This is a genomic window from Pedobacter arcticus A12, from assembly GCF_000302595.1.
GTDB classification, from domain to species: domain Bacteria; phylum Bacteroidota; class Bacteroidia; order Sphingobacteriales; family Sphingobacteriaceae; genus Pseudopedobacter; species Pseudopedobacter arcticus.
The window spans coordinates 540,964-567,061 of record NZ_JH947127.1 but is presented as its reverse complement, the minus strand read 5'-3'; the positions used below and the strand labels follow the sequence as shown (position 1 = coordinate 567,061).

At 36.2% G+C, this 26,098-nt stretch carries 21 protein-coding genes; 4 read left to right on the top strand and 17 right to left on the bottom strand.

Annotated features, from left to right (window positions below; translation table 11 throughout):
• Positions 1-49 precede the first annotated feature (49 nt).
• The 8 genes from B176_RS0114105 to B176_RS0114070 all read right to left on the bottom strand — a co-directional run bounded on the left by B176_RS0114105 (position 50) and on the right by B176_RS0114070 (position 8,678).
• Positions 50-1,090, bottom strand: a complete 1,041-nt coding sequence (locus B176_RS0114105) for a patatin-like phospholipase family protein (RefSeq protein WP_017259474.1) — start codon at positions 1,088-1,090, stop codon at positions 50-52.
• A 35-nt stretch (positions 1,091-1,125) separates the two neighbouring features.
• The gene (locus B176_RS0114100) at positions 1,126-2,085 is read right to left on the bottom strand and encodes a CvpA family protein (protein WP_017259473.1); all 960 of its coding nucleotides are present in this window, start codon (positions 2,083-2,085) and stop codon (positions 1,126-1,128) included.
• Between the two features lie 56 nt (positions 2,086-2,141).
• The gene (locus tag B176_RS0114095; RefSeq protein WP_017259472.1) at positions 2,142-3,116 is read right to left on the bottom strand and encodes a type I phosphomannose isomerase catalytic subunit; all 975 of its coding nucleotides are present in this window, start codon (positions 3,114-3,116) and stop codon (positions 2,142-2,144) included.
• A 67-nt stretch (positions 3,117-3,183) separates the two neighbouring features.
• Positions 3,184-4,569 (bottom strand): undecaprenyl-phosphate glucose phosphotransferase, encoded by a 1,386-nt coding sequence (locus B176_RS0114090; protein ID WP_017259471.1) that lies wholly within the window; start codon positions 4,567-4,569, stop codon positions 3,184-3,186.
• A 161-nt stretch (positions 4,570-4,730) separates the two neighbouring features.
• A complete protein-coding gene (locus B176_RS0114085) occupies positions 4,731-5,210 on the bottom strand; it encodes a glycosyltransferase (protein WP_017259470.1) in 480 nt (159 codons plus the stop codon).
• Positions 5,210-5,695, bottom strand: coding sequence for a PssD/Cps14F family polysaccharide biosynthesis glycosyltransferase (gene pssD / locus B176_RS0114080; protein ID WP_017259469.1), 486 nt, complete (start codon positions 5,693-5,695; stop codon positions 5,210-5,212). The genes B176_RS0114085 and pssD overlap by 1 nt, the downstream gene beginning before the upstream one ends.
• A gap of 24 nt (positions 5,696-5,719) precedes the next feature.
• On the bottom strand, positions 5,720-7,576 hold the full coding sequence (gene asnB, locus B176_RS0114075) for an asparagine synthase (glutamine-hydrolyzing) (protein ID WP_017259468.1): 1,857 nt from the start codon (positions 7,574-7,576) through the stop codon (positions 5,720-5,722).
• Between the two features lie 133 nt (positions 7,577-7,709).
• Positions 7,710-8,678: a glycosyltransferase gene (locus B176_RS0114070; protein WP_017259467.1), complete on the bottom strand. Its 969-nt coding sequence runs from the start codon at positions 8,676-8,678 to the stop codon at positions 7,710-7,712.
• Positions 8,679-9,170: 492 nt separating this feature from the next.
• On the opposite strand from B176_RS0114070, the gene B176_RS0114065 reads away from it, so the two are divergent.
• Positions 9,171-10,937 carry a right-handed parallel beta-helix repeat-containing protein gene (locus B176_RS0114065; protein ID WP_083852722.1) on the top strand — a complete coding sequence of 589 codons (1,767 nt, stop codon included), beginning with the start codon at positions 9,171-9,173 and terminating at the stop codon, positions 10,935-10,937.
• A gap of 19 nt (positions 10,938-10,956) precedes the next feature.
• Here the strand turns inward: B176_RS0114065 and B176_RS0114060 are convergent, their stop codons facing one another.
• From B176_RS0114060 to B176_RS0114035, 6 genes are all read right to left on the bottom strand, one after another.
• Positions 10,957-11,850, bottom strand: a complete 894-nt coding sequence (locus B176_RS0114060) for a polysaccharide deacetylase family protein (RefSeq protein ID WP_017259465.1) — start codon at positions 11,848-11,850, stop codon at positions 10,957-10,959.
• Entirely contained in the window at positions 11,847-12,902 is a 1,056-nt protein-coding gene (locus B176_RS19650; protein ID WP_017259464.1) for a glycosyltransferase, read from the bottom strand. Before B176_RS19650 ends, B176_RS0114060 begins: the two co-directional genes overlap by 4 nt.
• On the bottom strand, positions 12,899-14,119 hold the full coding sequence (locus B176_RS0114050) for a VpsF family polysaccharide biosynthesis protein (RefSeq protein WP_154647991.1): 1,221 nt from the start codon (positions 14,117-14,119) through the stop codon (positions 12,899-12,901). The genes B176_RS19650 and B176_RS0114050 overlap by 4 nt, the downstream gene beginning before the upstream one ends.
• A gap of 20 nt (positions 14,120-14,139) precedes the next feature.
• Positions 14,140-15,477, bottom strand: a complete 1,338-nt coding sequence (locus B176_RS0114045) for a flippase (protein WP_193372308.1) — start codon at positions 15,475-15,477, stop codon at positions 14,140-14,142.
• A 275-nt stretch (positions 15,478-15,752) separates the two neighbouring features.
• Positions 15,753-18,128 (bottom strand): GumC family protein, encoded by a 2,376-nt coding sequence (locus tag B176_RS0114040; protein WP_017259461.1) that lies wholly within the window; start codon positions 18,126-18,128, stop codon positions 15,753-15,755.
• Between the two features lie 9 nt (positions 18,129-18,137).
• On the bottom strand, positions 18,138-18,917 hold the full coding sequence (locus tag B176_RS0114035) for a polysaccharide biosynthesis/export family protein (protein ID WP_017259460.1): 780 nt from the start codon (positions 18,915-18,917) through the stop codon (positions 18,138-18,140).
• A 326-nt stretch (positions 18,918-19,243) separates the two neighbouring features.
• Between B176_RS0114035 and B176_RS0114030 the strand changes: the two genes are divergently transcribed.
• On the top strand, positions 19,244-19,975 hold the full coding sequence (locus B176_RS0114030; protein WP_017259459.1) for a sulfite exporter TauE/SafE family protein: 732 nt from the start codon (positions 19,244-19,246) through the stop codon (positions 19,973-19,975).
• Positions 19,976-19,991: 16 nt separating this feature from the next.
• On the opposite strand, the gene B176_RS20365 is transcribed toward B176_RS0114030, so the two are convergent.
• The 3 genes from B176_RS20365 to B176_RS0114010 form a co-directional block, all read right to left on the bottom strand.
• Positions 19,992-20,672 (bottom strand): hypothetical protein, encoded by a 681-nt coding sequence (locus tag B176_RS20365; protein ID WP_017259458.1) that lies wholly within the window; start codon positions 20,670-20,672, stop codon positions 19,992-19,994.
• 38 nt (positions 20,673-20,710) lie between these two features.
• Entirely contained in the window at positions 20,711-21,799 is a 1,089-nt protein-coding gene (mnmA, locus tag B176_RS0114020; RefSeq protein WP_017259457.1) for a tRNA 2-thiouridine(34) synthase MnmA, read from the bottom strand.
• A 292-nt stretch (positions 21,800-22,091) separates the two neighbouring features.
• Complete coding sequence (locus B176_RS0114010) at positions 22,092-24,443, bottom strand: sodium-translocating pyrophosphatase (protein ID WP_017259455.1); 2,352 nt, start codon at positions 24,441-24,443, stop codon at positions 22,092-22,094.
• Between the two features lie 345 nt (positions 24,444-24,788).
• Here B176_RS0114010 and B176_RS0114005 point away from each other — a divergent pair, with 345 nt between their 5' ends.
• Complete coding sequence (locus B176_RS0114005) at positions 24,789-25,661, top strand: carbon-nitrogen hydrolase (RefSeq protein WP_017259454.1); 873 nt, start codon at positions 24,789-24,791, stop codon at positions 25,659-25,661.
• An 81-nt stretch (positions 25,662-25,742) separates the two neighbouring features.
• A complete protein-coding gene (locus tag B176_RS0114000; RefSeq protein WP_017259453.1) occupies positions 25,743-26,096 on the top strand; it encodes a four helix bundle protein in 354 nt (117 codons plus the stop codon).
• Positions 26,097-26,098 lie beyond the last annotated feature (2 nt).

Sequence of the window (26,098 nt, the reverse complement as noted above, 5' to 3'; positions counted from 1 at the left end):
GCAAGACTTTCCTTGTGACGCTTTTCGTTATTTAATTGGATTTCATTGATTACTTCCCACCTTCTTCCAATTCTTTATTACGTTTAAGCTTAATCAGATTATCGACTATCACATCTAAAACTTGGTTACGCTGACTAATCATTCTATCTGCAAGGGCCATTAGTTTTTGGATATTTCTTGCATCGGCAGCATCTAAACGCTCTTCTACACTTTGCAGATTTTGCGGTTCCAAACGGATGTAATTGTCTGGAATTCCTAAAAAGCTAAAAATCTGCTTCATGTAAAAGTGACTGGTTTCTGTAGCGGCGCCCATCATCATGTCTAACAAAGCTGGAACCACAAAAAGTGCCTTGGTGTCCCGCAGTTCATTACTATCGTAAGATTGCTTAGAAACGCCAGTACCTAAAGAAAGGATATGGATGTCATTTGGAAAAAACTCTTGTTCGGGTTCTCGTTTGATTTCAACAAAGGCACTTAAAGAAGGGTTTGTGGCGAATATTCCTCCGTCGAGCAATGGATATCTTACACCTGCCAGTGATTTTATCTCGGCAACACTAAAGTAAGTAGGAGCGGCAGAAGTAGCTCGGCAAACATCACGTACGTAAAAATCCCGGTGTACACCTCTGCTTTTTGCGGTTTTTTGCCTAAAGATGTGGGCTTTTCTTAACTCAATATTGTAAGCCGTAATGATACAAGGTTTTATCAACTCGCTCAGCTTTACATCCTCAAAATATTCCAATAATATTTTTTCTAAAAATTCAGCATCGTATCTTTCGGTTACCCAGCCTATATCTGCAAAAACTTTTTTGAAGCCTTTACTTTCGAATATTTTTGTTCCGTTTGTAATATAGAGATCCAGTGCCTCCCTTGCAGAAAAGCGTGGTTTTGTGGGGTCATCTTTTGAAGGACAAAGTAATAAACAAGTTAGGATGCCACCGGTACTGGTGCCTGCAAAAAAATCGAAATAACTGGCAATGTGTGCGTCGTTGTCTCCTGTTCGTTGCCTTAATCGTTCTTCAAGCTCTACCAAAACCATCCCAGGGATAATTCCTTTTATGCCACCACCGTCAATAGATAAGATTGTCTTCATTCTTTTAAATGTAGTAATAAAAAGAAAGTTTTGGGTTAGTTTCTGAAATTTTGGGTCACCATAATTCCATATATACCACCATCCATAATGCCAATGCCTATACGGCCAAATTTTGGATTTAAGATGTTTGCCTTATGCCCTGGTGAGTTCATTAAGCCCATGTGTGCAATTTCTACTGTTTGTGCCAAAGCTAGGTTCTCTCCCGCGGTAAAATAGTTTATGCCGTGTGCCTGAATTCTATCAAACGGAGTGGTATTGTCTAAACTGATATGGGAGAAATAACCTTTTTTAAACATATCTAATGAATGCGCTCTAGCGACAGTTCTTAAGGCAGTATCACGAGCAAAAGGCGGTAAATTGGCTTTCCTTCTTTCCTGATTTACCAATACCAACAAATGGTTTTCCATTTTCTCGTTTATAGTTGGGTTTTCAACGTTAAAATGTAAGTAAACTGTTTCGTCTGATTCGGGTTCGATGGTTAATTTGCTGATGCTTTGTTTCACCTTTTCGGTTATATCAGATGCAATTTTGGCATCTATAATTTCAATGTTTTGCGTGAGACTGTTAGCAATATAGCTTTCCCTAGTTGTTTTTGTTAAACCACCCCAAAGGTTGACGAACAGAAACAGCATGGCAATTAAGGAAGCATAAAAAAAACCTCGTACAAAGCCAGGAATTAAACCAGCGTATTTATTCAATTTGTTTTTATGTAAGCGTGGCGGTAGTTTTCTGATTAGAAAGTAAACGATAATACCGATTATAAAACGTGATAATACCAATGTTACTAGAAAGGAGAATGGTAAAGCCCAACGTTCTTCTAATTGCAGATATTGCGATAAGTAGGAAGCGGTTGTTTGGTAAAAGTAAAAAGCTGTCAGGATACTGACAGCTAGTGCAAAGAGTTCTAAAAAACCTAAAATAAAACCACGGCGGTAACCATGATATATACTCAGGATTATAATAAGGAATAAAATTAGGTCAACATAGTTAAGCATTTTCTGATATTACAATAAGTAATCCAAAAGCATGCCTTTTTAATTTTTAGGGGTTGTTAACCAATATAACTTTCTAATATTTTAAAGCTTTTGTTTGTACTTAGTACAACTTTTTCTGTGGTTGCCGGAATTAAAACACAATCGCCCATTTGTACAGGTAATTCTTCAATTCCATACTTTAAAATATAAGAACCTTCCACACAAACATGAATTACAAAACTGTCATTGGCGCTGTAGTCCCTTAATGTATCTTCTGTGTAGGTTAAAATATTGGTTGTAAAATATTTACAGTCAACTAATGCCACCGGCTCGTTGATGGTGTCGTTGTATTTTGTTTTATACTCGTCGTAAAAAGTATAATCAATAGCGTCTAATGCTTCTTCAACATGTAACTCTCTTTTGTTCCCCTGGTCATCTACACGGTCAAAATCGTAAATTCTGTAAGTAATGTCCGAGGTTTGCTGAATTTCTGCAATCAATAAGCCTTTACCAATGGTATGAACACGACCAGCAGGTAAAAAGAATACATCGCCAGCTTTAACTTCTTCTTTATTTAAAATATCGCTTAATTCGCCAGCATTGAATTTTTTTAGATAAGTTTCTTTATCAAGTTTTTGGTTAAATCCCGAAATTAAAGTAGCACCTTCATCTGCTTGTAAAACATACCACATCTCTGTTTTTCCTTTAGAGCCATGGCGCTTTTCAGCTAGTTCATCATTTGGGTGGACCTGAATAGAAAGATCTTCATTAGCATCAATAAACTTGATCAATAACGGAAACTCATTCCCAAATCTTTCATAATTTTTTTTACCGATGAGTTCGCCTTTTTGATCAGCTAAAAGTTGTGCAAGTGAAGTACCGGTTAATGGGCCGTTTGCGATGATAGAAACATCAGATTTTACACCAGATATTTCCCAGGTTTCGCCACAGTTGGGTAGGGGAGCAAAATCTTTTCCTAAATAGGTTTTAATTTTTTCTCCGCCCCATATTTTGTCTTTAAATATAGTTTTGAATTTTAGTGGATATAGCATTTTGGTAATAGGTTATAAGTAATAAGTAGAAAGTAATAAGTAGAAAGTATGGATTAAGAATTACAAATTAAAAAGCATTATCGTCGCCTTTTATGGTTACTAAAACGGTTTTAAATATAATATCGATATCTAACCAAAGACTCCAGTTTTCGATGTACCAAACATCGTATTCGATTCTTTTGATCAGTTGTTCTTCATGTTTAATCTCGCCTCTAAAGCCATTGACTTGTGCGTAACCAGTAACGCCGGGTTTTTGATAATGGCGGATCATATATTTCATGATGATGGCCGAATATTCATCAGTATGCTTTAACATGTGAGGACGTGGACCTACAACAGACATATCGCCCTTTATAACATTAAAAAACTGCGGAAGTTCATCAATGCTGGATTTTCTTAAAAATTTGCCAAGCTTGGTAATTCTTTTATCACCGCGTGTAACCTGTTTGCTGTTTGCTTCGTCATTAATTTTTAAGCTTCTAAATTTTATACATTTAAAAGGTTTATTGTTTAGTCCGGATCGTTCTTGCAAAAAGAAAACAGGACCTTTTGAATCTAACTTGATGAGAATTGCAATGATGGGAACTAACCAGCTTAATAAGAATATGGTTACCAAAAGACTAAAAACAATGTCGAACAGTCGTTTTTTTACTTTTACGCCAAAATCTTCTAAAGGCTCTGAACGTAGGGATAATACCGGTATGCCGTTTAAGTAATCAAAATGTACATCACGGTCTACAAAATAATGAAGGTCTGGCACAAACCTAAATCGCATACAAAGATTTTCTGCAGATTGCGCAATTTCATAGATTTCTGGATAAACTTCTGGCGAAAGGGTACAGTAAATTTCTGTAACTTGATTGTTTAAGGCATATTTCATGCAATCATCGAGGGTTCCTAAATACGGGAACTGGTCATCGTTTTCTGGTGTGGTTTTTTCGGAAAAACAACCTAAAACGGTTAAAGTTTTGTTAGCTTCCCTAAGCTTAATAACCAAGCTTTTAGCAAAAATATTATTCCCCAAAACGATAATTTTATTAAAGGCTAACTGTTTGCGAGCAATACGTTTGGAAAGCTGTAGAAACACCAATCGGCTGATTACCAAGAATCCTGCAAAGGAGGCAAAACTAATAATTAGATAGTTTCTGTTAAAATGAAAGCGAGAAAAATACAGGTAAACAGCTAATAAAACCACATATAAAATGAATGCTCTACTGGTTCTTTTTGCAAATTTTTTGAAATTTAGCATCTTATCATTGATGTAAACTTCTGTTAAGTATGAGCTAAACAACCAGAAAATGTTGTTCATGATAAAAAACTCTACATGGCTTATGTTTGCTGAATTGGTTTGAAAACTAAAGTTTAAAAGCAATACTAAATGCAACACACACAAAAAACCTAAGTCGGTAAATGCAAAAAATATTCTAAAAAGATTATCAAATCTACTATTCATATCACGTTTCGGTATGATCAACTAATTTTGCCGAAGCTCGAAGTTAATTCAATTTTATTGTTTATTTTAGGTTGTATTAAAAAATGAATTCAAAGCTCCGTTTTATTAAACTCTAAACATTTTCTGGCAAAAACTCAACCACGTAGTTAACTATTCCTAATTTACAAGCTATCGATATAATCACTCAAATAGTTCATGATCACAGGCTTGTTAGAAACAAATGGAACTGGTTTAAAATCGTCAATCTTATTTAAAACACTTTCAAGTTTATCTTGCTCATGCCAAGGCATAACATAACCTAACTCTACAAACTTATCTAAAATCTCGAGCTGATGGTCGTCAACGTGTTCGCCATGTTTTATTAAACGGGCTACGCCAATAATCTTTTTATGGAAACCCACAGCTTTAATCAAAGAACCAGTGCCCGCATGGGTGATAATAATTCTAGCATTCTGATGCAGTTCGTCAAGCTCTTTTGGGGAAATAAACGGTTTCATGATCAAATGCTTTGTATCAATAACCGTATGTCCACTTTGTACTATTACTTCTTCGGTAATTATACCTTCTCTGCAAAGCCTGTCAATTTCTAACAGCGGTCTTTTAAACTCTGTAACAAAGGTTCCTAATAAAACAAGAATCATTAATATATCCCTCCCAAATAAATGCCTTTTTTATAATTGAGTGCTTCATCAGGCCACTGTATGATAAATTTATCGGCAATTTTATACATTAAATCAGCTGATTTAGCCCGAGATTTCACCCTTGCATAAGATAAAATAAAAACTACTTTGATACCCAGTAGTTTTCCTAAAAAGCACATTGGAATAGCTGTATGACTTCCAGTAGAAATAATGACTTTTGGGTAATGCGTTAACAGTATTTTTAGTGACAAAAATGCATTGTAAAGCGCTACCAAATAAAAAGAGATTCCGCGTCCTTGTCCCTTAGATCTGGCGGCAAGAAAAAATGTGTTGTAGGTTTCTTCTAAAGATGCTGTTGCGGGTGTTTTTTCTGTAACCAATAAGTAATTGTACTTTAAAAACATTTTTTTCAAGTGCAAGGTTTGAGCTAAATGGCCACCGTCCGAACAAATTAGAATAATCTTTTTCCGTTTATCTTTTTCCATCCTTTGATTGAATGATTTTTCCTCCTAAAATTTTAAATAAAAATTCTGATACCACAGCTCTAGCGAATAAATGGTATAGATCTGCTTTCTATAATCTCTTTTACCCTGCTTGTGCATATTGATCATTTCCAGTAATGCAGGTTTGTTAAAGTATTGATCCGAAAGACTGTTGCTCTGACTCACTAAAGAAATCAATTCATCATATAAACTAGTTTTGAACCATTCGCCAACCGGAGTTTCAAAAGCTCGTTTCTTTCTGTTCATCACCTCGCTTGGCAAAAAGCTTTCTGCTGCTTTTCGTTCTACGTATTTGTGAATTTTTCCGTTCAGCTTAAAGTTGGAAGGTAAGGTTTCAACAAAAGCGACCAAATCTTTATCTAAAAAGGGTACCCTATTTTCAATGGAGTGCGCCATTGTTGTTTTATCGTTGAACAACAGTAGATTATCTGGTAACATGGTACGTGTATCAATGTACAATAGTCTGTTTAGCGAGTCTGATTTTCCACGTACTTCTTCGTAAAACTTACTGAAAAACTTATCTTTTTTGATTGCTATAGTAGAAAGTAGGTCGTTTTTATAAATTTTCGATTTCAAATCATCCGAAAACAAAGTGTAAATCGCCATAAAGCGATCTTCCTCGTTTTTAAACTGTGCAGAGTAAACTCCACGTTGAAATGTCTCGTTTGCTTTAAAAAACTGTTTAAGAATTTTATAGGGCATCAGGTTTAAAATACCTGCATATTTAGACATCAAAGCCTCGCCATAATAACGCTTGTAACCAGCCATTGGTTCGTCGGCTCCCTGTCCGCTTAAAACTACCTTTACGGATTTTGAGGCCATTTTTGAAAGATGGTAAAGTGCAGGAATGGTTGGCTCGGCAATGGGCTCTTCGGTATGGTAAAACGATTGTCTGAAATAATCAAGGTATTGGTCCTGACTTAAAAAGTCGGAAGTGTGATCCGAACCTAACAGCGTTGCCGTAGTTTGTGCATCTTCTAGCTCATTAAAATTTCCTTTTCCGGTAAAACCTACGGTAAATGTTTTAATTGGGTAATTGAGGTTTTGGCTCATCACCTTGCCTATAAAAGCTGAATCCAAACCGCCACTCAAAAACAAACCGACTGGTACATCAGCCAAAAGTTGTCTTTTAACAGCGTTTTCAAACAATTTCGAATACTCTTCTACAGCTTCGTTAAGTGTAATAGTGCTGTTTACTGCGTATGTTTCTTTTTTGTAGTTTTCAATTTTATGCTGATGAGATTTAAGATCATATTCAATATAAGATGCGGCGCTTAATTTAAAAATATTCTTAAATATAGTAGTTGGAGAGGGGTTGTACCTCAATGTCAAAATTGAATCTAACGATGATAAATCGATTTGTTTTTCAACGCCAGATTTTAATAAAACCTTTAATTCCGATGAAAAAACTAAACGATTTCCAGTGATATTGTAGTAAACAGGTTTCACACCAAAGTGATCTCTTACCAAAAACAATTTCTCTTTTTTTATGTCGAGGAAAGCAAATGCAAAGATCCCATTAAAATCGTTCACGCTTTTTATCCCGAACTCTCGAATATAATATAATATGGTTTCTGTGTCGGAATGGCCTCTAAAAGAGATGTTAGTTAGCTTTTTCCTGAGTTCCAGGTGGTTGTAGATCTCGCCATTAAACACAATGGCGTAGTTTCCGCAATCAGTTAACATGGGTTGGCTACCTGCCTCGGTAAGGTCAAGAATGGATAGCCTTGTATGTCCTAAATATACTTTGTTATCTCCAACTTGTTTTTCAATCAAGCCCTGCGAATCTGGACCACGATGTTTGATATAATTAAGTACTTCTAAATTAAGAGGTACGTTGATTGAGCCTGCTATTCCACACATATTTTCATTAAAATTGGATTGGTAAACTTACATATTTGAAGCGGTAATTGATGACTCAGCTTGCTTTGGCAACCATTTTCTGGTAGCCTCTTCTGCAAGCGAGCGAAACTTTGCGTATTCAAATCAATAAATTTTATGTTGTTAAATAATTCTCAAATATTCTTTTACAAACCGATTTGTTCTCATAATTCCCTTTTTTCAAAAACGCTGCTCTGATTGGGGCGTTGTTGTTTTCTATTGCTTTGATGGTTAAAAGAGCGAGTTCATTTGCATCGTAACTGTTGGACATAAAACAGTTTGGTATATCTTTTATTACCATATCCACATCACCAACTGGTACCGAAACTATGGGTAAGTTACAAGCTAATGCTTCTTTAATTACTTGTGGCGAACCTTCGCTTATCGAAGTCATAAGCAAACAATCTGCTTGGTTTAAAACGTCCCGAACTTGTGTCCTTGTCATGTTGTGAATACTTGCCAAACTGATATTAAAAGCACTTTTTGTTTTTACAAGCTCTGTAACTTCCTTAAAAAGGGGGTAGTTCTTCACTGTCCGTTCTGGGTCGCCGGTAAATAGAATTAAACGTGAGCTGTTTTCTTTTTCTTTAAGGGTGTCATCAACGGTGAAAAAATCTGCATCTACGCCACAGGGTAAAACTTCGTAAGGCACATTCAGTTCCTTCATAATTTCTTCCATCTCCGCATTCAGAATAAATACTTTATCGGCTTTTTTTGCGATATATTTTGAGATGATAACCTGTATGTAACGGCCCTGTTTTTTTAAAATATCTGAGCCATGAAATGTAACGAATATTTTTTTTTTCGGTCTGAAAAACAATAGAAACAATGCTGATAAGCCATAATGAATATGGATGATGTCAATTTCTTTGTCTTTTTTTAAAATTCGGAAAACCTTAAAAATAGATTTTAAATAAACTAAGTTTCCTTCTTCTTGTGCGTTGATGAAATAGGTTTTAGCTGTTATTCCAAAGTTTTCTACTAAACAATCTATTTGCTCCTTTACAAAAATCCCAAAATTGATAGATTTTGGATAAGGAAACATATTGGTGATATATAAAACTGTTAGTTTTTTTGCAATCATTAACTTTATTTAAATAACAATCATATTACGACTCCTGTTAGCATTTAAGCCTTCAATTTCTTAATTGTTAGATTTATATTTTCCGTGGCTTCGCTTCGTTTTGCAAGCTCGTCCGAAGATAATATTTTTTCTCAATATGAAATCTCGGGTTGCTCGTTAATCGTTTGAAGCGGTGTCTCGTTTTATAAATAAGGTTTTACGCTACGGCGTTACTAATGTTTCTTTTTATTAATATTTATTAAAGTAAACGGGGGCTCTGTATCAAAACGCAAATTTGGCTTAGCCAAGCTCCTTTAAAGCCAATTACGTCTAAAGGTTTAATGGAGCGATGAATCTTTTGGCATTACTGTTAAATATTTAGTGTGGAAATTTATGGTAACCTTACCCCAATTTTCTACGTAAAAACAATCAGCGAATCACGCAAAATATTTGTTGAACCAAATTCTTTTGATCGGAAATCATTTTAGGTTGTAAGAATTTAATACTTGTACCATGTTAAATTGTAGTTTTACGGAAAAAAAGCGAATAATGATGTTCTCGATGCTTTTGTTGTCTGTTTCTACAATGTTTTTTGGTTGTGCCAAAGAAGAGTTGCCGATTGCCGCAAAAAGCATGACTATCGGAACAACGAGTCAGCCCTTCGTTATAACTGGTCCCACACCATATCAAGCGGGGACTGATATTACTGCAATTTTACAAAATGAAGTAACCGAGGAGAAAGAGATCTTAATTCCGAAAGGGCTTTATTATATTTCTAAACCTATTACAAAAACCAATGGCACTTTAAACATAAAAAGTGACGGGGCTGTTTTACAGATGGTTTCGTCATTTCCTTCTGGGAAAAGGGATTTAAGTGCAGGGTTTATTCTGAAAAATCTTTCTAATATCGTTATTGAAGGTATTACAGTTGATGGTAACAGGGCTAATCTGACCAATGCTGGAAAAAATTGGACCAACTACATCATGGGGGTAGAGATTTTAAACTCTTCGAATATTCAGTTGATCAATTGCGATATCATCAATGCTCCTTCAATATCATTCAACATATCAAATTCGCGTGATATTCAGCTTCTGAATTGTAGCTCTGTTAACGGAATGTTCCATGGAGTAGTTTTCGAAAATTGTTCCAATGCAAGTGTTAGCGGTTCAACGGTGACGGGTATTGGTAATCAAGGTTTTGATAATAAAAAGGGGGGTATTGGAATACTGGGAATTGGCGGAGACCATTTAACTTTTACAAACAATCATATAGAAAATATTTCGGATACAGGAACTAAAACTGAGGGAAGCAATTATGTGACTTGGAGTGGTAACACTGTGAAAAACTGCGGTAAAGACGGTATCAAGTTTCAGAATTTAATAGCGGGAGAGAATCCTGGCATGGAACCTCTTTATGATTTTGTTACCAATGCCAAAATCATAAACAATACCATCGACCAGATTTATAACGGAAGAAACGACGGTAGCTCACTCATCCAACTTTGGAATGCGCATAATGTGGAAGTTATTGGCAATACAATAACTGGAGGTTTAAAAAATGGGCAGGAAGACGGAATCTGCGTTTGGTCAAACACAGCAATTAATGCCGATAATATTTTGATTTCTGGAAATACGATTAAAAACACCAACCGATTTATCTTTTTAAGTAAGGTAAACAACGCTATCATCACTGAAAATAACTGCGAAAATTTAGTGGCTCCAAAAAATCAGTACGACGGTTTAGCTGTTGAATTTTCAGATAAAATTACGGTTACCAAAAACTTAGTTAGAAGAAGTGCTACCGGATCAATTGATGGGTTTGCCGTTAAAATGTACGAGGCTACCAATTTTATAATTCAGAACAACCAACTGGAAAATTCTTTTGGAGCTGTAACTATGCAACTGGCTTCTTGTACATCATCATCAGTTATTGGAAATCAAATGAAAAACTTCTCAAACAAAGCAATCTCTTTGTATGCGAATACTCCGGGCACTACTTTAAATACTTTAAAAATTACGGAGAACACGATTTCTAATGTTGGTACAGTATCAGGATACAATGCAGTCATCAGCGTTGATCCTTCTAATTTAACACTTGATGTTTTAGATCTCTCAGGGACTAAAATTATTGGGAACGCAAAATTCGGCGATGTTGGGCTTGAGGTTAAATCAACTGCAAAAAAAGTAGATGTACTTAATTTGACAGGCCTTTCGGTATCGGGTAATGTTTTTTATCCTGCATCCGTAGATTTAACAGCTTGCAGAACAATTATCAAATAAAATGTAATTCTTACGCTTCTTAAGATTTAAAAAACCTTTGCCAGACCCCAACCATTCTACAAATTGCCTCCAAGTTAGATACGTTTTCAAACACACCAAACCTAGGAACCTCATAGATATGTGAGAGCGCAGTTTTGGTTAATGGCAATGGCTTTGTTGTGTACGCAATTTTATAATCTAATTGTTTTAAATAGGTTATCTCTCTTGAACTGTAATCTCCGTTAGGGTAAGCAAAGCTGTTTATATCTTGCCCAATCCAGTCTTCTATCATAACTTTTGAATCTTCCAGTTCCTTAAAAGATTGTTCATCATCGCAATTTGTGAGTATTGGATGCGTAACTGTATGCCCGCCGATAATTACGTGTTCCGATTTGGCGATTGATTTGATCTGTTGCACAGTCATAGCTTCCCTAGGTAAGGAAACCGTTTTTTTGATTTGCGCTAAAGCCAGTTCACGTTCCTTATTGGGTACTTTTTTAAGACCTCGAACTGTGAATTCCGCGATTTTGTTCTGCTCCGCGAAATCGACAGAAGGCCACCAATAATTGCCGTTTTCGATGGGTTCTGTAGAAATGAAAATAGTTACGGGGATTTTATATTTGTTTGCGATAGCAACTATATTTTCTTCATTGGTTTCCCATCCATCGTCCACCGTTATTACAACTCCGCCTTTTGGGAATGCTTTCTGATTATTCGAAATCGCTAGCACATCATCTTGCGTTAAAAAATGGAAATTGTTATTTAACAACCATTTGACGCAAAATTCAAAAAGCTTTTTGCTAGGGTTATGGAAGTAGATGGACAAAATATATTCCCCATTCAGTGCTTTCTTTTTTGATCTTCGTACAAGGCCAAATAAAATAAAACTTAAACTAAGGAGCCATGCTAGTGAATTTCTTACTTTGCTTTTCATTGAATAAGTTGCTTATAGGCTTTTAGGTAGTTGTTTGCGGTATCTGTTACCTTAAACTTATCTCTGGTAACTTTTAAACCCTGTAAACATCTGTCTTCCATTTCATGATGCTGGTAATCAGTAATTACCTGTTTAATCTGTGAAGCAAATTCATTTACACTATTTATATCAAAAATATATGCTGAATTAACGTTTTCTAGCACTTCTAAGGGGCCTTCGATATTTGAGGAAATTACTGGTATCCCCGTGGCAACCGCTTCAATTACTGTGATACCAAAACCTTCAAATCTCGAAGGCTGTACCAATGCGTGATAATTAACCAAATGCTCATAAATCCATGAACGGTCTTTAGGCCCTAAAAAGGAAACATAAGGCTGTAGTTTTAAGTTTTCACAGAGGTTTTTAAGGTATTCTTCAGAAGGGCCATCGCCGATGATGTCCAAATGAACGTTTTTTACTCCGAGATTATTCACCAGCACTGATATCGCTTCTAGCGAAATATCCTGTCCTTTTTGCTCATGTAATAACCGGCTGACTTGAACGAGCTTAAATTGTTCATCAGGCTGTGTTGTGTAATTTTTCTTTGTTTTAAAGAGGCTGAAATCTATTCCGTTATAGATCATCTCAGATGTTAACCCGCCTCTAACCATCAAATCGTCCTGAACTGCTATGGAAATAGAAAATAGCCTTTTGTATTTATGGAGGTTTTCAACGGGTACACCAGTAGTGTGCGACGTATAAATACATTTTGATTTAAATGGCGAGAGAATATCGATAATATTGGGTGTATGACAATGGATTACTGCAGGGTTAATGCGAAAGAGGGTAAGCCAAAGTTTTGCTAGGTAATACGGATTTTTACTTCCTTCTGGGCGATCTATCAATATTATTTTAACACGGTTTGAAATCCTGTTTAAAATCTTTTCATCGTAGTTTTTGTTGATTACGATGAGTGTGGTCTCAATATGTTGGGATTGTTCCTCCAAAATATCAACCAACATGTTTTCGATACCGCCTATTAAAAAAGAAAAACTGATGTGGCAAACTTTCATATAACTAAATCATCTGTGGGTACTTTGTGAAGTACCAAAACCCTAAAATCCAAAAATATATAATAAGCCATAACCAGTATGGTAATTACGTATGTGCTAGTAGCCAAAGAATTGTTTGACGAAGAAACGGCAATAAGTGTAAAAAGAATAGGAAATTTTATATCTGCGCCAATATTGTGCATCATATTGTATAAAAACATAATCAGGCTAATGATAAGAACTACGGTAACCACCAATCCGAAATTTAACAACCATTCGATATAAAAATTTTCAATAATTTCTACACCAGATAAATATTGAAGCATGTCAATCTTATCTAAACTAACGCCCGTCCACATTAAATCTTTTAAATCCACTTGTTGTAGGATATCAAATGAACCCACTCTAGCCTCGGCACTTTCATCAACGTGGGCAAGTCCGGCAATACGGTCGCCCAAGTTGGTAAAGCTAATCACAACGATTAATATTAACGCAAAAGAGGCAAGGTACATTAAACCACTTTTTATATTTCTACTTGGTTCTTTGGTAAAGCCCAGCCCATTTAAAATGATGTTTAACAAAATAGCACCAAAAACGCCTAATAATGCTCCTCTGGCCCCAAAACAGAATATAGAAAGCATACCGGCAAGTAATACGCCCATTTTTAAATAGGTTTCTTTTGTTGCCAGGAAAAGTATAATGGTTAAAACAGACATGATCAATGCGTTATTTAGCGGATGACCAAATAATGCAGTTGACCTAAAATAATCAAAAAACCAAGGCGAGTCTTTTAGAAATAATAACCTACTAAAAACCTTCTCAATTACTGCTATTCCAGCGTTCAGAAAGAAAAAGATATAAATCCATTTTCTGAAATCGAATAATATTTTTTTGTCGGTAATCCTTAAAAAAATCAAAATAATACAGGGAATTACCAACGAATCTAAAAACCACGACATCGGATTTGAATTCTTTGTGATTTGCCCATATATCACAATTCCGAAACAAATAGATAAATAAGCAAGCTCGTTTTTCATCCTGAATAGGAGGTCGGCTACAGTGATTTTACCGATCATGAAATAATAAGCGATTAGACCTAAAACGATGTAAAAAAGAGGATAAACCCTATAGATAAATAACGAAGTGAAATCGCGGTGGCGCCAACCAACCATCTCTAATACATTGTCTCCAAGTACAAAAATGATGAATGAGATACCAAAGAGCGTAGTACGTTTCATTTAATTATTTATGCTTTTTGCTATTTTTGTTTTTTTGTGAGTTTATCTTTAATCTTATCTTTTACTGTTAATACGTTGATCCTAAGTATATCATACGTGAAATATTCTGATCTAAATAAATGAATATTGCTTTTAACTAAAATAATGTACATGGCTACTGCACAATAGGTTTCTGTTAAAAACCACGAAATTGCAGCGCCCGGAGATCCTAAATACTTTATCAGTCCTAAATTTAAAACTACATTAATTAAAGCTGCTGATAAAGTAATGAGAAAGAATTTTTTATCCATTTTTAAATTCACCATGGTTTGGATGCCAAAAAGCATGTTTAGTGCTAACATCATAGGCATGAAAGCTAAAATTTTAAAAATTAGAATACTCTCTAAGAACTTGTCTCCATAAAATATTCTGACCGTTAAACCTCCAAACATTAAGATACCAAAAGCGATCGCTAGGGTAGAAAAGATAATAATCGGAACCATTTTTTGGATAATAGCAATACCGTCTGTTTTGCTGGTGCCAAATGCTTGCCCTATAATCGGAAAAAGAACTACGCCCAGCGGCGAAATTAAAAGTGCCTGAATCAAAATAATAAGTTTCCACCCGGCGGTGTAAAAACCCACCTCGGCTAAAGTGCTAAAATAACCTAGAAATATAATGTTGATGGTGGTATAAACAGTGTGTGCAAATGAATGGAAGAATAGTGTTTTGTCTTCCCAAAGCATACGATAAATTGCTTTTAAGCCCGGATAAATGATTTTTAGCGTGTAAAGCCTAATGGCCCAATAGAAAGAACCAACAGCAACAACGATCTGAGAAATGCTGATTAAAAGTGGTTGTAAAATGTAGTCACCCTGTTGTCTGATAAAGTAAAGAAATGATACGTTTAAAACCACTTTTGCAATTAGGTTGAATAATGCAACCTGTTTTAAATCTTGTTTTGCGGTATATAAATAGTTGCAATCAAAAATGGACGCAACACATATTAAATAGGTGTAGATAGATAAAAGAAGGTCGTTTCTCAGATTTTGCGAATAAAATATCAAACCCGCGAAGATGACAGTTGAGATAATAAACAACAGTATCTTAGTGAACAAAACCTTGCTGAAAATACGATTCAATTTTGCCTGATCACCTTGGTTCATGGCGATAGACCTTGAAGCAGATAATTCAAAACTGTAACCTATAAACAAAACAAAATAGGCTACAATAGAGCTGATGTAATTTATTGAACCAAAGTTAGAAGGACCTATAATCCTAACTATTATAGGGATAGTTACAATAGGTAATACATAATTCAATAGTTGCACAATAACTAGTGCCCCCATGTTAGTTAATGCTTTCTTCTTTGTACTCAAGGTTCTTCTTTTATATTAATTAGCTTTTACGGTTGTCTTGAAAACAAAGTTCTATAATAGACGTTTTGGTTTTTCAGTATCATTACTTATTACCTTTTCGCGATGTTCATGAATCAAATAAAATTTAGATGTAATGGGTTCCTGGCAATAGCATTGAAAAAACAATAAGATTTAAAATGTTGATGGGTATCTACCGCTAGGAAATTAACCTATAATATCCCTTGGTGAAATTTAGTCGAGCATATCATAATCGAAAAAATTAACCGTTACACTACTCAGAATCTTTTCCAGAAGTCAGTAAAAATGGTTCTCTTCTCTGTTTTATTGTAATAGCTGTTGCCGTAATTATAACCATATCCGTATTTGTCTCTTTGCACACCATTAAATACAATTTGGATGTTCGGAAGGTGCTTTTTACTATCTATTTCTTTTAAAAACTCCAATTCAACCTTGCTGGTGTAGCCTTGTTTTATAACATATAAGGTAACGTCCGCTAAGCGGGAAAGAATCATCGCATCTGGAAACAAATGAACCGGAGCGCTATTAATAATGATATCATCAAAAGTATCCTGTAAAGAAACAATCAGATTTTTCAACAGCTCTTTTTCCAATAATTCAGATGGGTTAGTTACACTAGTGCCACTACCAATAATATAAAGGTTTGGATTGACCTTAGTTTGTTGAACAATTTCTGCTAAGCTTGCTTCATCGTTTAAAAAATCGGTAATACCCGGATCGTTATTTTGTAAATTAAAAATATCCGCAAGTTTTGGTTGCCTCAAATTCATTTCTAGGATCACTGTCTTTCTCGCAATTTGCGCTAGCGTTATCCCTAAATTACTACTAATGAATGTTTTGCCCTCCTCGGCCACACTTGAAGTGATCAAAGTAACCCTGCCCTTTGCCTTATCGCCATAAAGATAATAGAGGTTGGTGCGCAACGTTCTCAGTTGTTCGGTAATGATATTTGTATCAAATGTTTTAAACGAAACTAAATCTTTAGATTTTTGAAGCGCAACCTCTCCAATCACTGGAATGTCAAGTTCAGTTGTTATTTCGTTTGCCTCGATAATACTATCGTTAAGATTATTCCTTAAATAAATAAGCCCAGTAGGTAAGGCAAGTCCTAAAAATAAGGCTAACACTAAAGCAAGCATTTTTTTAGATGCCTTTGTTTTACTAGCATATGCCTGATCTACTACTCTTACCGTAGAAACAAGCGTAGCATAGTTCGCCGAAATTTCTTCTCTTTTCTGTAGCAGGTAAGTGTAAAGTCCTTCTTTTACAGCTTGTTGTCTTTTAATACTTACCAGTAGGCGTTCCTGTGTTGGAATTTTTTTAATAGAAGACTCTAAAACGGTGTTAAAGGACTCTAGCTTAGCTCGAGCATTTAGTAACGACGACTTGATATTATTTACACTTTCTTTGATGGAAGCTCGCGTAGTGGCAATCTGTCTGTCAAGAGGGTCAAAATCAGGGTTGGTTTCTGGAGAGATTGCCAATAACTTATCTCGTTGTAACTGCAATCTTGACAAATTTTCAACCAAGTAGTTTAACGCCGGATCGTTGATTTGTAATGGCGCAGGAGCCTGTCTTGATTGCGGAGAATTTACATAGTTTTCAATTCCATTGATAATACTCAGTTGTACATTTACCTCGTTCAAACGCTTATCATTCTCCTGTAAGTTTTCCAAGCTTATCCGAGATTCTGTGCTGATATCGGTAAGTCCACGACTACTTTTAAAACCTTCAATATCCCGTTCTACAAGATTCAGTTCGGCAGTTAAGGAGTCTAAGCGGTTATCTAAAAAGGCAAGTGTTGCTTTCGCGTTAAGCTCATTTTCTTGTACACCGTACCATTTATAGCTGGAAATAAGTGTATTCAAAATATCTTTACCTCGCTGGGCAATCTCGTCATCTAAGGTTAAGGAAATAGAAGTAGATAGTTTGTTGGTTAAAGAAACGTCAATTGCTTTCTGATATTCTAAGGCCAGTTTTTCGTTGTCTAAAAATGTTATCTGTATGGTTTTGCCTTTGTATTCTGATAATAAAAGTGTTGGTTCTAACCTCCAAGTGCCCCAAGTATTACTTAAATAGGTGTTAAAAGAACATTCTTTTAATTTGTTGTCTTTAGTTTTTAGGTAAAAACTTTTATCGTCTTTTATAACAATATAAACTACCTTCTTTTTTTCGGTATTCAGCTTTTTACCCTGTGCAGGTAATATCGGATTGAACTGAATCAATTTAACCGGAGATATTCTGTACAGGTCCGTTAGTATTAAACCTTCTTTTTTATGGTAGGCTATTCCCAGATTTAACTCTTTGATTACTTGACTAATTAAGCGATTAGACTTAATAATCTCCATCTCATTTTCAATCTGCTTTGAGGCGCTTACAAGGTCAATTTGGCTAAGTGCTGATTGTTGATCGGGTGATTTTTTATTTTCTTTAATGATTAAAGTCGCTGTAATTTCATAAGAAGGCTTCGCAAATTGCAGGTAGAAAATTGCTACTGCTAACAAAACAAATAATGTTATCGCAAAAAGTGGCCAGTGATAAAGATATTTAGCTACAATACCCCTAATATTGAAAGACTTTTTACTTTCTTCCGGAATAATAAGTGTAGTAATCTGCGGTCGTTGTTTAGCCATAAAACCAGATTATCGGATAACAGTGGATAAGGTGATGGCAATTATGGATAAGCCAGATAGTACAAGCGTTAGCGTACGGAAGCCAATATCGCCAGGAGCATATTTGGTTCGGCTTGGTTGTACGTAAATCTCATCGTTATTTCTCAGGTAATAATACGGAGATTGAAATGTTTTTTTGGATGTCAAATCAATAGGTATGTAATTTCTTACGCCTTCAACTTCTCTGACAAGGATTACGTTTTTTCGCTTGGCAGTGATGTTAAGATCACCTGCTAAGGCAAGCGCTTGGGTAATCGTTGTTTTTTCGTTCCGAAGGGTATATACGTCAGGCTTTTGTACATCGCCATAAACAGTGACTTTAAAGTTGATTATTCTGACGCTCACCGTTGCATCTTTATAATAAGTAAGCAGGAGAGGGCGCATTTTCTCTTTTAATTGGGCTGTAGTAAGTCCAGCAACTTTTAAAACGCCAATTAACGGTAACTCTATTTCTCCGTTTTTATCTACCAAATAACCAGTAACAGGATTATCTGGCGAATTATCGAAATTATTGCCGTTGACCTTATTTAAGTTATAGTTAAACACCGAAGATGATTCCGGGTTTCTACTATTTACATTAATTCCTAAAATATCTGCAGGCTGTATCGTAAGTGGCGAGTAGTTGGTAATCTGTTCTTGACTAGGACTGTCGTGATTAAGGTCTTGGTAATATGGAATATCCTTATAAGAGCTACAAGAGCTAGATAGGATTAAAAATACCAAGAAGAAGAAAATGTTAATTTTTTTCATAGAGTTAGACAACCAAACACGGCAATAAAGATAATGATTTATGTTAAATAGAAAGAAATAAAACGGCTTCAGTGGTGGATGTGGTATTTGAATCAACGAGAATAATGAGAAGTAGATTTACCTCAAAAAACGTTTGTGACTACTAATGACTTGATTGTCACCTGATTTGTGTGGGCCATATATTCTCGTTGTGCTATTGTTATTTGTAAGGCAATGCTGGCTTTCTAACGCTTAGTAAATTATAATTTACATTTGTAGTTATTCCTCTTTAATAAACCGTGTTTTATACAAAATAAGTCAACTAATAAAGAACATTAATTTTAACAATGCATCCAACTACCATCTACATTCTCCTTATTGTTTTCATTGCTACACTTGTACGTTCTACTTTTGGTTTTGGCGAATCTTTGGTAGCTGTTCCTTTGCTTTTATTTTTCATGCCCATTGAAACTGCGGTTCCCCTGTGTGTTTTGTTATCCGTTTTTATTGCGATGGTTTTGCTTTCGCGAGATAGAAAAAAAGTGCAGTTTAAAAGTGCCAAATGGCTCGTTGTTTTCGCAATATTAGGTGTGCCTATTGGTCTGTTTACCTTGATTTATATGGACGAAAGCATCGTGAAAGTGGGGTTGGGAGGTCTGATAATTGGCTATTCGGTTTATTCTTTAGTTTCCACCAGTGTCTTTAAGTTGAAATCAGATAACATGTTTTGGCTTTTTATCTGTGGGTTTTTCTCTGGTATTTTTGGTGGAGCTTATGGATTAAATGGGCCACCAATTGTGATTTACGGTGATATGCGCAGTTGGACTCCTGCATATTTTAGGGCAACTTTACAAGCTTATTTTCTTCCACTCGGAATCGTTGGTCTTTTTGGTTACTGGTTTTACGGAATTTTAGATGTGGAGGTTTTCCGTTACTTTTTAATGAGTTTGCCCATAGTTTTACTGGCAATTTATTTCGGGAATTATTTGCACAGCCACATTAAGGAAGGAGCTTTTTTGAGATATGTTCACATTGGCTTGTTAGCCATTGGTGTGTTATTGCTTTGCCACGCTTTTTAAATGAGCTAGCGGAGTGTTAAGGTTGCTTATAAGCACTAAGCTTATAGCTATAAATTCTGCCATTTGTAATTACGCCGGTGCTGATATTCTTCTCAATATCTGTAACGGTTTTTTGTACTAAGCCAACGTTTTTGGCATATGTCGATTTTACCAAGTCTTCTTTGATGAGGTTAAACTCGTCAATTTCTTTAACGGTTACGGTACTGTCAAAGTTGAGTGTGTTTACGGTTAAAGGTGAAATGTCGTCCTCAATAGTATATTCCTGCTTATCTAAGGTGTTTTTTGAGTTCCCATTCCACTCAGAACCACGCAAGGGAGGAAAAACCAAACGGATAAAACGTTGGTTATTGATGAATTCTTCCGCCGCTCGGATAGATTTATTTCTGCTGTAAACCTGTTGTATTTTCCACGCGTCGTTTACTGTATTTCTTTTGTAGCGCTCAATGCGGTAATTAACCTGACCGGTTAAATCGGTAAAAGTATCGGCAACGCTATCTTTCAACTGAAATTGATACTGCACTTTTCCGCCGGTAAAGTTGCTATAAGCTGTTGAGTCAACATCGTAAATATAAACAGCACCTACGTTGAGTGGATAAAATTCTGGTTGTAGGTCAATAGCTGGAGCGTTATTTTCTTTGGTACACGAAGTCCAAATTAAACTACTAAAAGCAATCAAAAATAAAACTCGCTTTAACATCAAGCTAATTTAGCATTATGGAGTTCAAAAAAGAAGAATTACATTAAAAATCCGCCACCCAATAAATCATTCCCTTCGTAAAATACGGCAGACTGCCCAGGAGCAATCCCAGAAACAGCATGGTGGAAGTCAACTTTCATGTTATTTCCAATCTGTTGGATATGACTTGTAGCCCCAGCGTCTTTGTATCTTATTTTGGTGATGGCTTCTAAAGGTTCAGGAATTGAAGCGTATTTAATCAGATTCACGTTTTTAACCATAGCCTCGGTTCTTTGCAATTCACCCTCGGTCCCTAAAACCACGGTATTGCTTTCGGGCATAATTTGGGTAACAAACATCGGGTGACCAAAAGCTACACCCAAGCCTCTGCGCTGGCCAATTGTGTAAAAAGGATAACCTTTATGCTTACCTACTTTGGTTCCATCGGTTAAAACGAAATCGCCACCGTCAACTTCAGCTTCTAAATTAGGAACGCGGTGCTTTAAAAATGCTCTATAGTCATTTTCTGGAACAAAACAGATTTCGTAGCTCTCGCTTTTGTTTGCTAATTCTTGTTGGCCCATATCTAAAGCCATCTGTCTGATTTCCGACTTTGCAAAAGAACCTAACGGAAAACGGGTACGAGCTAAGTTTTCTTGAGATACGCCCCAAAGCACATAAGACTGATCTTTGTTTTCGTCTTTTCCTTTCGAAATCACGTACCTACCACTGTCTTGTTGTCGGATATTGGCATAATGCCCGGTTGCAATAAACTCGCAATCTAATTTATCGGCTCGCTTTAATAAAGCTTCCCATTTAATGTGTGTATTACATAAAACACAAGGGTTTGGCGTACGACCGGCAAGATATTCATCTACAAAATTATCAATCACGAAATCGCCAAACTCATCTCTAATATCCAAGATATAATGAGGCATTCCGTAACCTACTGCTAAAGAACGGGCATCGTTGATAGAGTCTAAACTACAGCAACCGGTTTCCTTAGAATTTGCACCAGACGAAGCGTAATCCCAAGTTTTCATAGTTAAGCCGATAACTTCGTAACCTTGCTCATGCAACATCACCGCCGCAACAGAACTGTCCACACCACCGCTCATTGCCACTAAAATTCTCCCGTGTTTACTCATTTTTGTGCCCTAAATTTCTGCAAAGATAATTTTTAATTTTTGGATGCGGAATTAGGCGTGGTCAACTGGAAGTAAGATTTGATTTAGAAAAGTAAAAAGTAAAAAGTAAAAAGTAAAAAGTAAAAAGTAAAAAGTAAAAAGTAAAAAGTGTTGGATGGTAAATACTTGGTCTGCTTTGTGGTTAATAAACCGAGCAAAAAAAATCCCCAACCGTTTAGGAAGGGGATTAGTATTTTAAAAGTATTCGATTTGAAAATCAGTTTTAAGCTTTTCGCTTTAAGCCTTCTGCTTTTTATTTGAAACGATCTTTCAACCCTGGTTTTTCGCAACAGCTTTTAACAGTGCTTGCAACGGTTTTATCTGTGGTTTCCTCCATATGGCAGGTTTTACCTTCTTTTTCCATTTGTAGCATTTCTGCCTCGGTACAAACTTTTTCGCCGGTGCAATTTACATGAGCCATTTCTGTAGTGGCATGCTGATGTGCGTTAGCTAAAGTAGAGCTTTGTACTGCGATATAAGGCGCAATTACCAAAGAAACGATAGACATCAATTTAATTAAAATGTTCATCGAAGGACCAGAAGTGTCTTTAAACGGATCTCCAACGGTATCGCCCGTTACAGAAGCTTTATGTGGTTCAGAAGATTTGTAGTGCATGGCACCGTTAATCAATACCCCTTTTTCGAAAGATTTTTTAGCATTATCCCAAGCACCACCAGCGTTTGATTGAAAAATCCCCATCAATACACCAGAAACGGTAACACCTGCTAACAATCCACCTAACATCTCTGCAGAACTTGCGTCAACAAAAACATTTTTAAAACCAAAACCAACTAAAATCGGCGTAAGCAAAGCAATAGCACCAGGCAATATCATCTCTCTAATAGAAGCTTTGGTAGAGATAGCCACACATTTTTCGTACTCTGGTTTGGCTTTGTATTCCATAATCCCAGGGATTTCTCTAAACTGGCGTCTTACTTCGTTCACCATATCCATGGCGGCTTTTCCAACTGCCTGAATACATAATGCAGAGAATATGAAAGGGATCATCCCGCCAACAAATAAAGCTGCTAAAACTGGCGCTTTATAAATGTCGATTGCAGAAATGCCTGCAACACCCACAAAGGCGGCAAATAAAGCCAAAGAAGTTAATGCTGCAGATGCAATAGCAAAACCTTTCCCCGTAGCAGCCGTGGTATTCCCAACTGCATCTAAATTATCAGTACGTTCACGAACTTCGGGGGGTAATTGTGCCATCTCTGCAATTCCACCTGCGTTATCCGCAATTGGTCCAAAAGCATCAATTGCTAACTGCATGGCAGTAGTAGCCATCATTCCCGCGGCTGCGATAGCAACGCCATACAAACCTGCAAAATGGTAGGAAATCATGATTCCAGCGGCCAAAGTTAAAATAGGGACAACCGTAGATTTCATGCCCACTGCTAAGCCAGAAATAATATTGGTAGCGTGACCTGTTGAAGATTGCTGTACAATAGAGTCAACAGGTTTTTTGCCCATTGCCGTGTAGTACTCGGTAATCAGACTCATAATTGTACCTACAACCAAACCTACAATAATGGCATAAAATACATTCATGCTGGTAAACTCATACCCACGCAAAACCATTACTTCTGGCAACATCCATTTTACAATAAAAAATGATGCAACCGCGGTAATCGCGATAGAAGACCAGTTTCCTAAGTTCAACGCATTTTGAACGTTAGATTTTTCATCCTTAATGGTTACAAACCAAGTTCCCACAATCGAAAACAAAATTCCTAACCCACAAATCACCATTGGCAACAAAATAGGAGACATTCCTCCAAAATTATCTACAGCAACAATTTCTTGTCCCAATACCATGGTAGCTAAAATAGTGGCTACGTATGATCCGAATAAATCGGCTCCCATTCCTGCAACGTCACCCACGTTGTCTCCAACATTATCTGCAATTGTTGCTGGGTTTCTAACATCGTCCTCTGGGATTCCTGCTTCCACTTTTCCAACTAAATCTGCACCTACGTCGGCAGCTTTTGTATAAATACCACCACCAACACGGGCAAATAAAGCAATAGATTCTGCTCCTAAAGAAAAACCAGTCAGTACTTCAATAGAAGTTTTAACGGTATCTGCACCTAAATCAGAAAAGTAAGAAAGAAATGCGATGAATAAACCGCCTAAACCTAGAATAGCTAAGCCTGCCACACCTAAGCCCATTACGGTTCCACCAGTAAAAGAGACTTTAAGCGCTTGTTTTAAGCTTGTTCTGGCAGCTTGAGTGGTACGTACATTTGCTTTTGTAGCAGCTCGCATACCAATGTATCCTGCAAAAGCAGATAATACAGCACCAATTATAAATGCAATGGAAATAATCCAGCTTGAGTGGATTTCTTTACCGTTCACTTCGTGTATTGTACCCGAGTAAGCTAATAATGCGGAGGCAAACAATACGAAAATGCTCAGCACTTTCCATTCTGCTTTTAAAAATGCCATTGCGCCATCAGCAATGTAGCCGGCAAGCTCCTGCATTTTTGCGTCTCCTGCATCTTGCTTGCTCACCCAAATGGATTTGAACACCATAACCAGTATACCTATAAGGCCTAATACGGGTATTAAATAAATTAAATTTGTTTCTAGTAATTCCATATATAAAGAAAATGAGGGTTAAAATTGGTTAATTGGTTCTGCCTCAATATTCCAAATTTAGCAGGGTAAATCATATTTCCAAACATTTATTTCTGAATGGTGAAAATAGTTTGAGTAACACGAACAATAGAACTCATTTTTTTTAGCAAGATATTCTCAATAAAGTGATAATATATACAATGTTAAAATGCGCTTTAATAAATTAATAACTGTGTTATTTTGTTATAAATCGTTTAATTATCATTGATAAATAGGTAAATGTTTTCGTTACATAAACTTGATTAAACTCAAAGGTGTTTATCAATTTCAATTTCTTATTTTTGCAGAAATTATTAGGACGATACCATGAAGAAAAACGTAAAGCTAGGCTTGGTGCAGATGTCTTGCTCGCCAAACAAAGAAGATAATTTAGAGAAAGCATCCATCAGGATAAGAGAAGCTGCCGAGAAAGGTGCGCAGATTATCTGTTTACAGGAGCTTTTTACCTCATTATATTTTTGTGATGTTGAAGATTACGACAATTTTGCTTTGGCAGAAACTATTCCTGGTCCATCTACAGATGCGTTGCAGAAACTCGCTGGCGAGTTGGGTGTAGTTATTATTGCTTCTCTTTTTGAAAAACGTACCGAAGGAATTTACCATAACACCACTGCGGTTTTAGATGCTGATGGTTCTTATTTAGGTAAGTACCGTAAAATGCATATTCCGGATGATCCTGGTTTTTACGAAAAATTTTATTTCACTCCGGGTGATTTAGGCTATAAGGTTTTTAAAACCAAATTTGCAACCATCGGTGTTTTAATATGTTGGGATCAGTGGTATCCAGAAGCTGCCCGTTTAACTGCTTTAAAGGGTGCCGAGATTTTATTTTATCCAACAGCAATTGGTTGGGCAACCACACAAGATCAAGCAACTAACGACGAGCAACACAACGCTTGGCAAACTATCCAAAGCTCTCATGCCATTGCAAATGGCGTACATGTAGTCGGAGTAAACCGAGTTGGCGAAGAAGCCGGCGTTAAGTTTTGGGGCGGTTCTTTCATTTCCAACCCATTCGGAAGACTGTTGTACAAAGGTTCTGTTGATAACGAGGAAGTTCATGTGCAGGAAGTGGATTTAGGAAAATCTGATAGCTATCGCATACATTGGCCGTTTTTAAGAGACCGCCGTATTGATTCTTATGGTCAAATTGTGAAGCGATTTATTGATGAGGAGTAGTTTTTAGTCCATGGTCCATTGTCGATAGTCCATAGTCTGGAAGAATATAGAAATTCAACTTTTTACTGTTAAATAATAGCTATGGCATTTAAATTTGAAAGCTTAAAGGTTTGGCATGACGCCATGGATGTCAATGATAAAATATTATTGATGACTAAAGATCATTTCCCGAAAGACGAAAGATTTATATTGACTCCTCAAATAAGGAGAGCGGCCGACTCAATCGTTTTAAATATTGCGGAGGGTTGTACAGGACAAACAAATGCGGTATTTAAAAATTTCTTAGGCTATGCACTACGTTCAGGAATCGAAGTTGTGTCATGTGTATTTTTAGCAAAAAGAAGAAATTATATCAGCGAAGAACAATTTAAAGAATTATACACGGATATCGAAATCTTATCAAAAAAGATAACCGCATTAAGAAACACGCTATAACT

Bases quoted from the DNA above. Each gene is read 5' to 3' on its own strand.
- B176_RS0114105 (WP_017259474.1), bottom strand. From the start codon at position 1,090: ATGAAGACAATCTTATCTATTGACGGTGGTGGCATAAAAGGAATTATC.
- B176_RS0114100 (WP_017259473.1), bottom strand. From the start codon at position 2,085: ATGCTTAACTATGTTGACCTAATTTTATTCCTTATTATAATCCTGAGT.
- B176_RS0114095 (WP_017259472.1), bottom strand. From the start codon at position 3,116: ATGCTATATCCACTAAAATTCAAAACTATATTTAAAGACAAAATATGG.
- B176_RS0114090 (WP_017259471.1), bottom strand. From the start codon at position 4,569: ATGAATAGTAGATTTGATAATCTTTTTAGAATATTTTTTGCATTTACC.
- B176_RS0114085 (WP_017259470.1), bottom strand. From the start codon at position 5,210: ATGATTCTTGTTTTATTAGGAACCTTTGTTACAGAGTTTAAAAGACCG.
- pssD (WP_017259469.1), bottom strand. From the start codon at position 5,695: ATGGAAAAAGATAAACGGAAAAAGATTATTCTAATTTGTTCGGACGGT.
- asnB (WP_017259468.1), bottom strand. From the start codon at position 7,576: ATGTGTGGAATAGCAGGCTCAATCAACGTACCTCTTAATTTAGAAGTA.
- B176_RS0114070 (WP_017259467.1), bottom strand. From the start codon at position 8,678: ATGATTGCAAAAAAACTAACAGTTTTATATATCACCAATATGTTTCCT.
- B176_RS0114065 (WP_083852722.1), top strand. From the start codon at position 9,171: ATGTTAAATTGTAGTTTTACGGAAAAAAAGCGAATAATGATGTTCTCG.
- B176_RS0114060 (WP_017259465.1), bottom strand. From the start codon at position 11,850: ATGAAAAGCAAAGTAAGAAATTCACTAGCATGGCTCCTTAGTTTAAGT.
- B176_RS19650 (WP_017259464.1), bottom strand. From the start codon at position 12,902: ATGAAAGTTTGCCACATCAGTTTTTCTTTTTTAATAGGCGGTATCGAA.
- B176_RS0114050 (WP_154647991.1), bottom strand. From the start codon at position 14,119: ATGAAACGTACTACGCTCTTTGGTATCTCATTCATCATTTTTGTACTT.
- B176_RS0114040 (WP_017259461.1), bottom strand. From the start codon at position 18,128: ATGGCTAAACAACGACCGCAGATTACTACACTTATTATTCCGGAAGAA.
- B176_RS0114035 (WP_017259460.1), bottom strand. From the start codon at position 18,917: ATGAAAAAAATTAACATTTTCTTCTTCTTGGTATTTTTAATCCTATCT.
- B176_RS0114030 (WP_017259459.1), top strand. From the start codon at position 19,244: ATGCATCCAACTACCATCTACATTCTCCTTATTGTTTTCATTGCTACA.
- B176_RS20365 (WP_017259458.1), bottom strand. From the start codon at position 20,672: ATGTTAAAGCGAGTTTTATTTTTGATTGCTTTTAGTAGTTTAATTTGG.
- mnmA (WP_017259457.1), bottom strand. From the start codon at position 21,799: ATGAGTAAACACGGGAGAATTTTAGTGGCAATGAGCGGTGGTGTGGAC.
- B176_RS0114010 (WP_017259455.1), bottom strand. From the start codon at position 24,443: ATGGAATTACTAGAAACAAATTTAATTTATTTAATACCCGTATTAGGC.
- B176_RS0114005 (WP_017259454.1), top strand. From the start codon at position 24,789: ATGAAGAAAAACGTAAAGCTAGGCTTGGTGCAGATGTCTTGCTCGCCA.
- B176_RS0114000 (WP_017259453.1), top strand. From the start codon at position 25,743: ATGGCATTTAAATTTGAAAGCTTAAAGGTTTGGCATGACGCCATGGAT.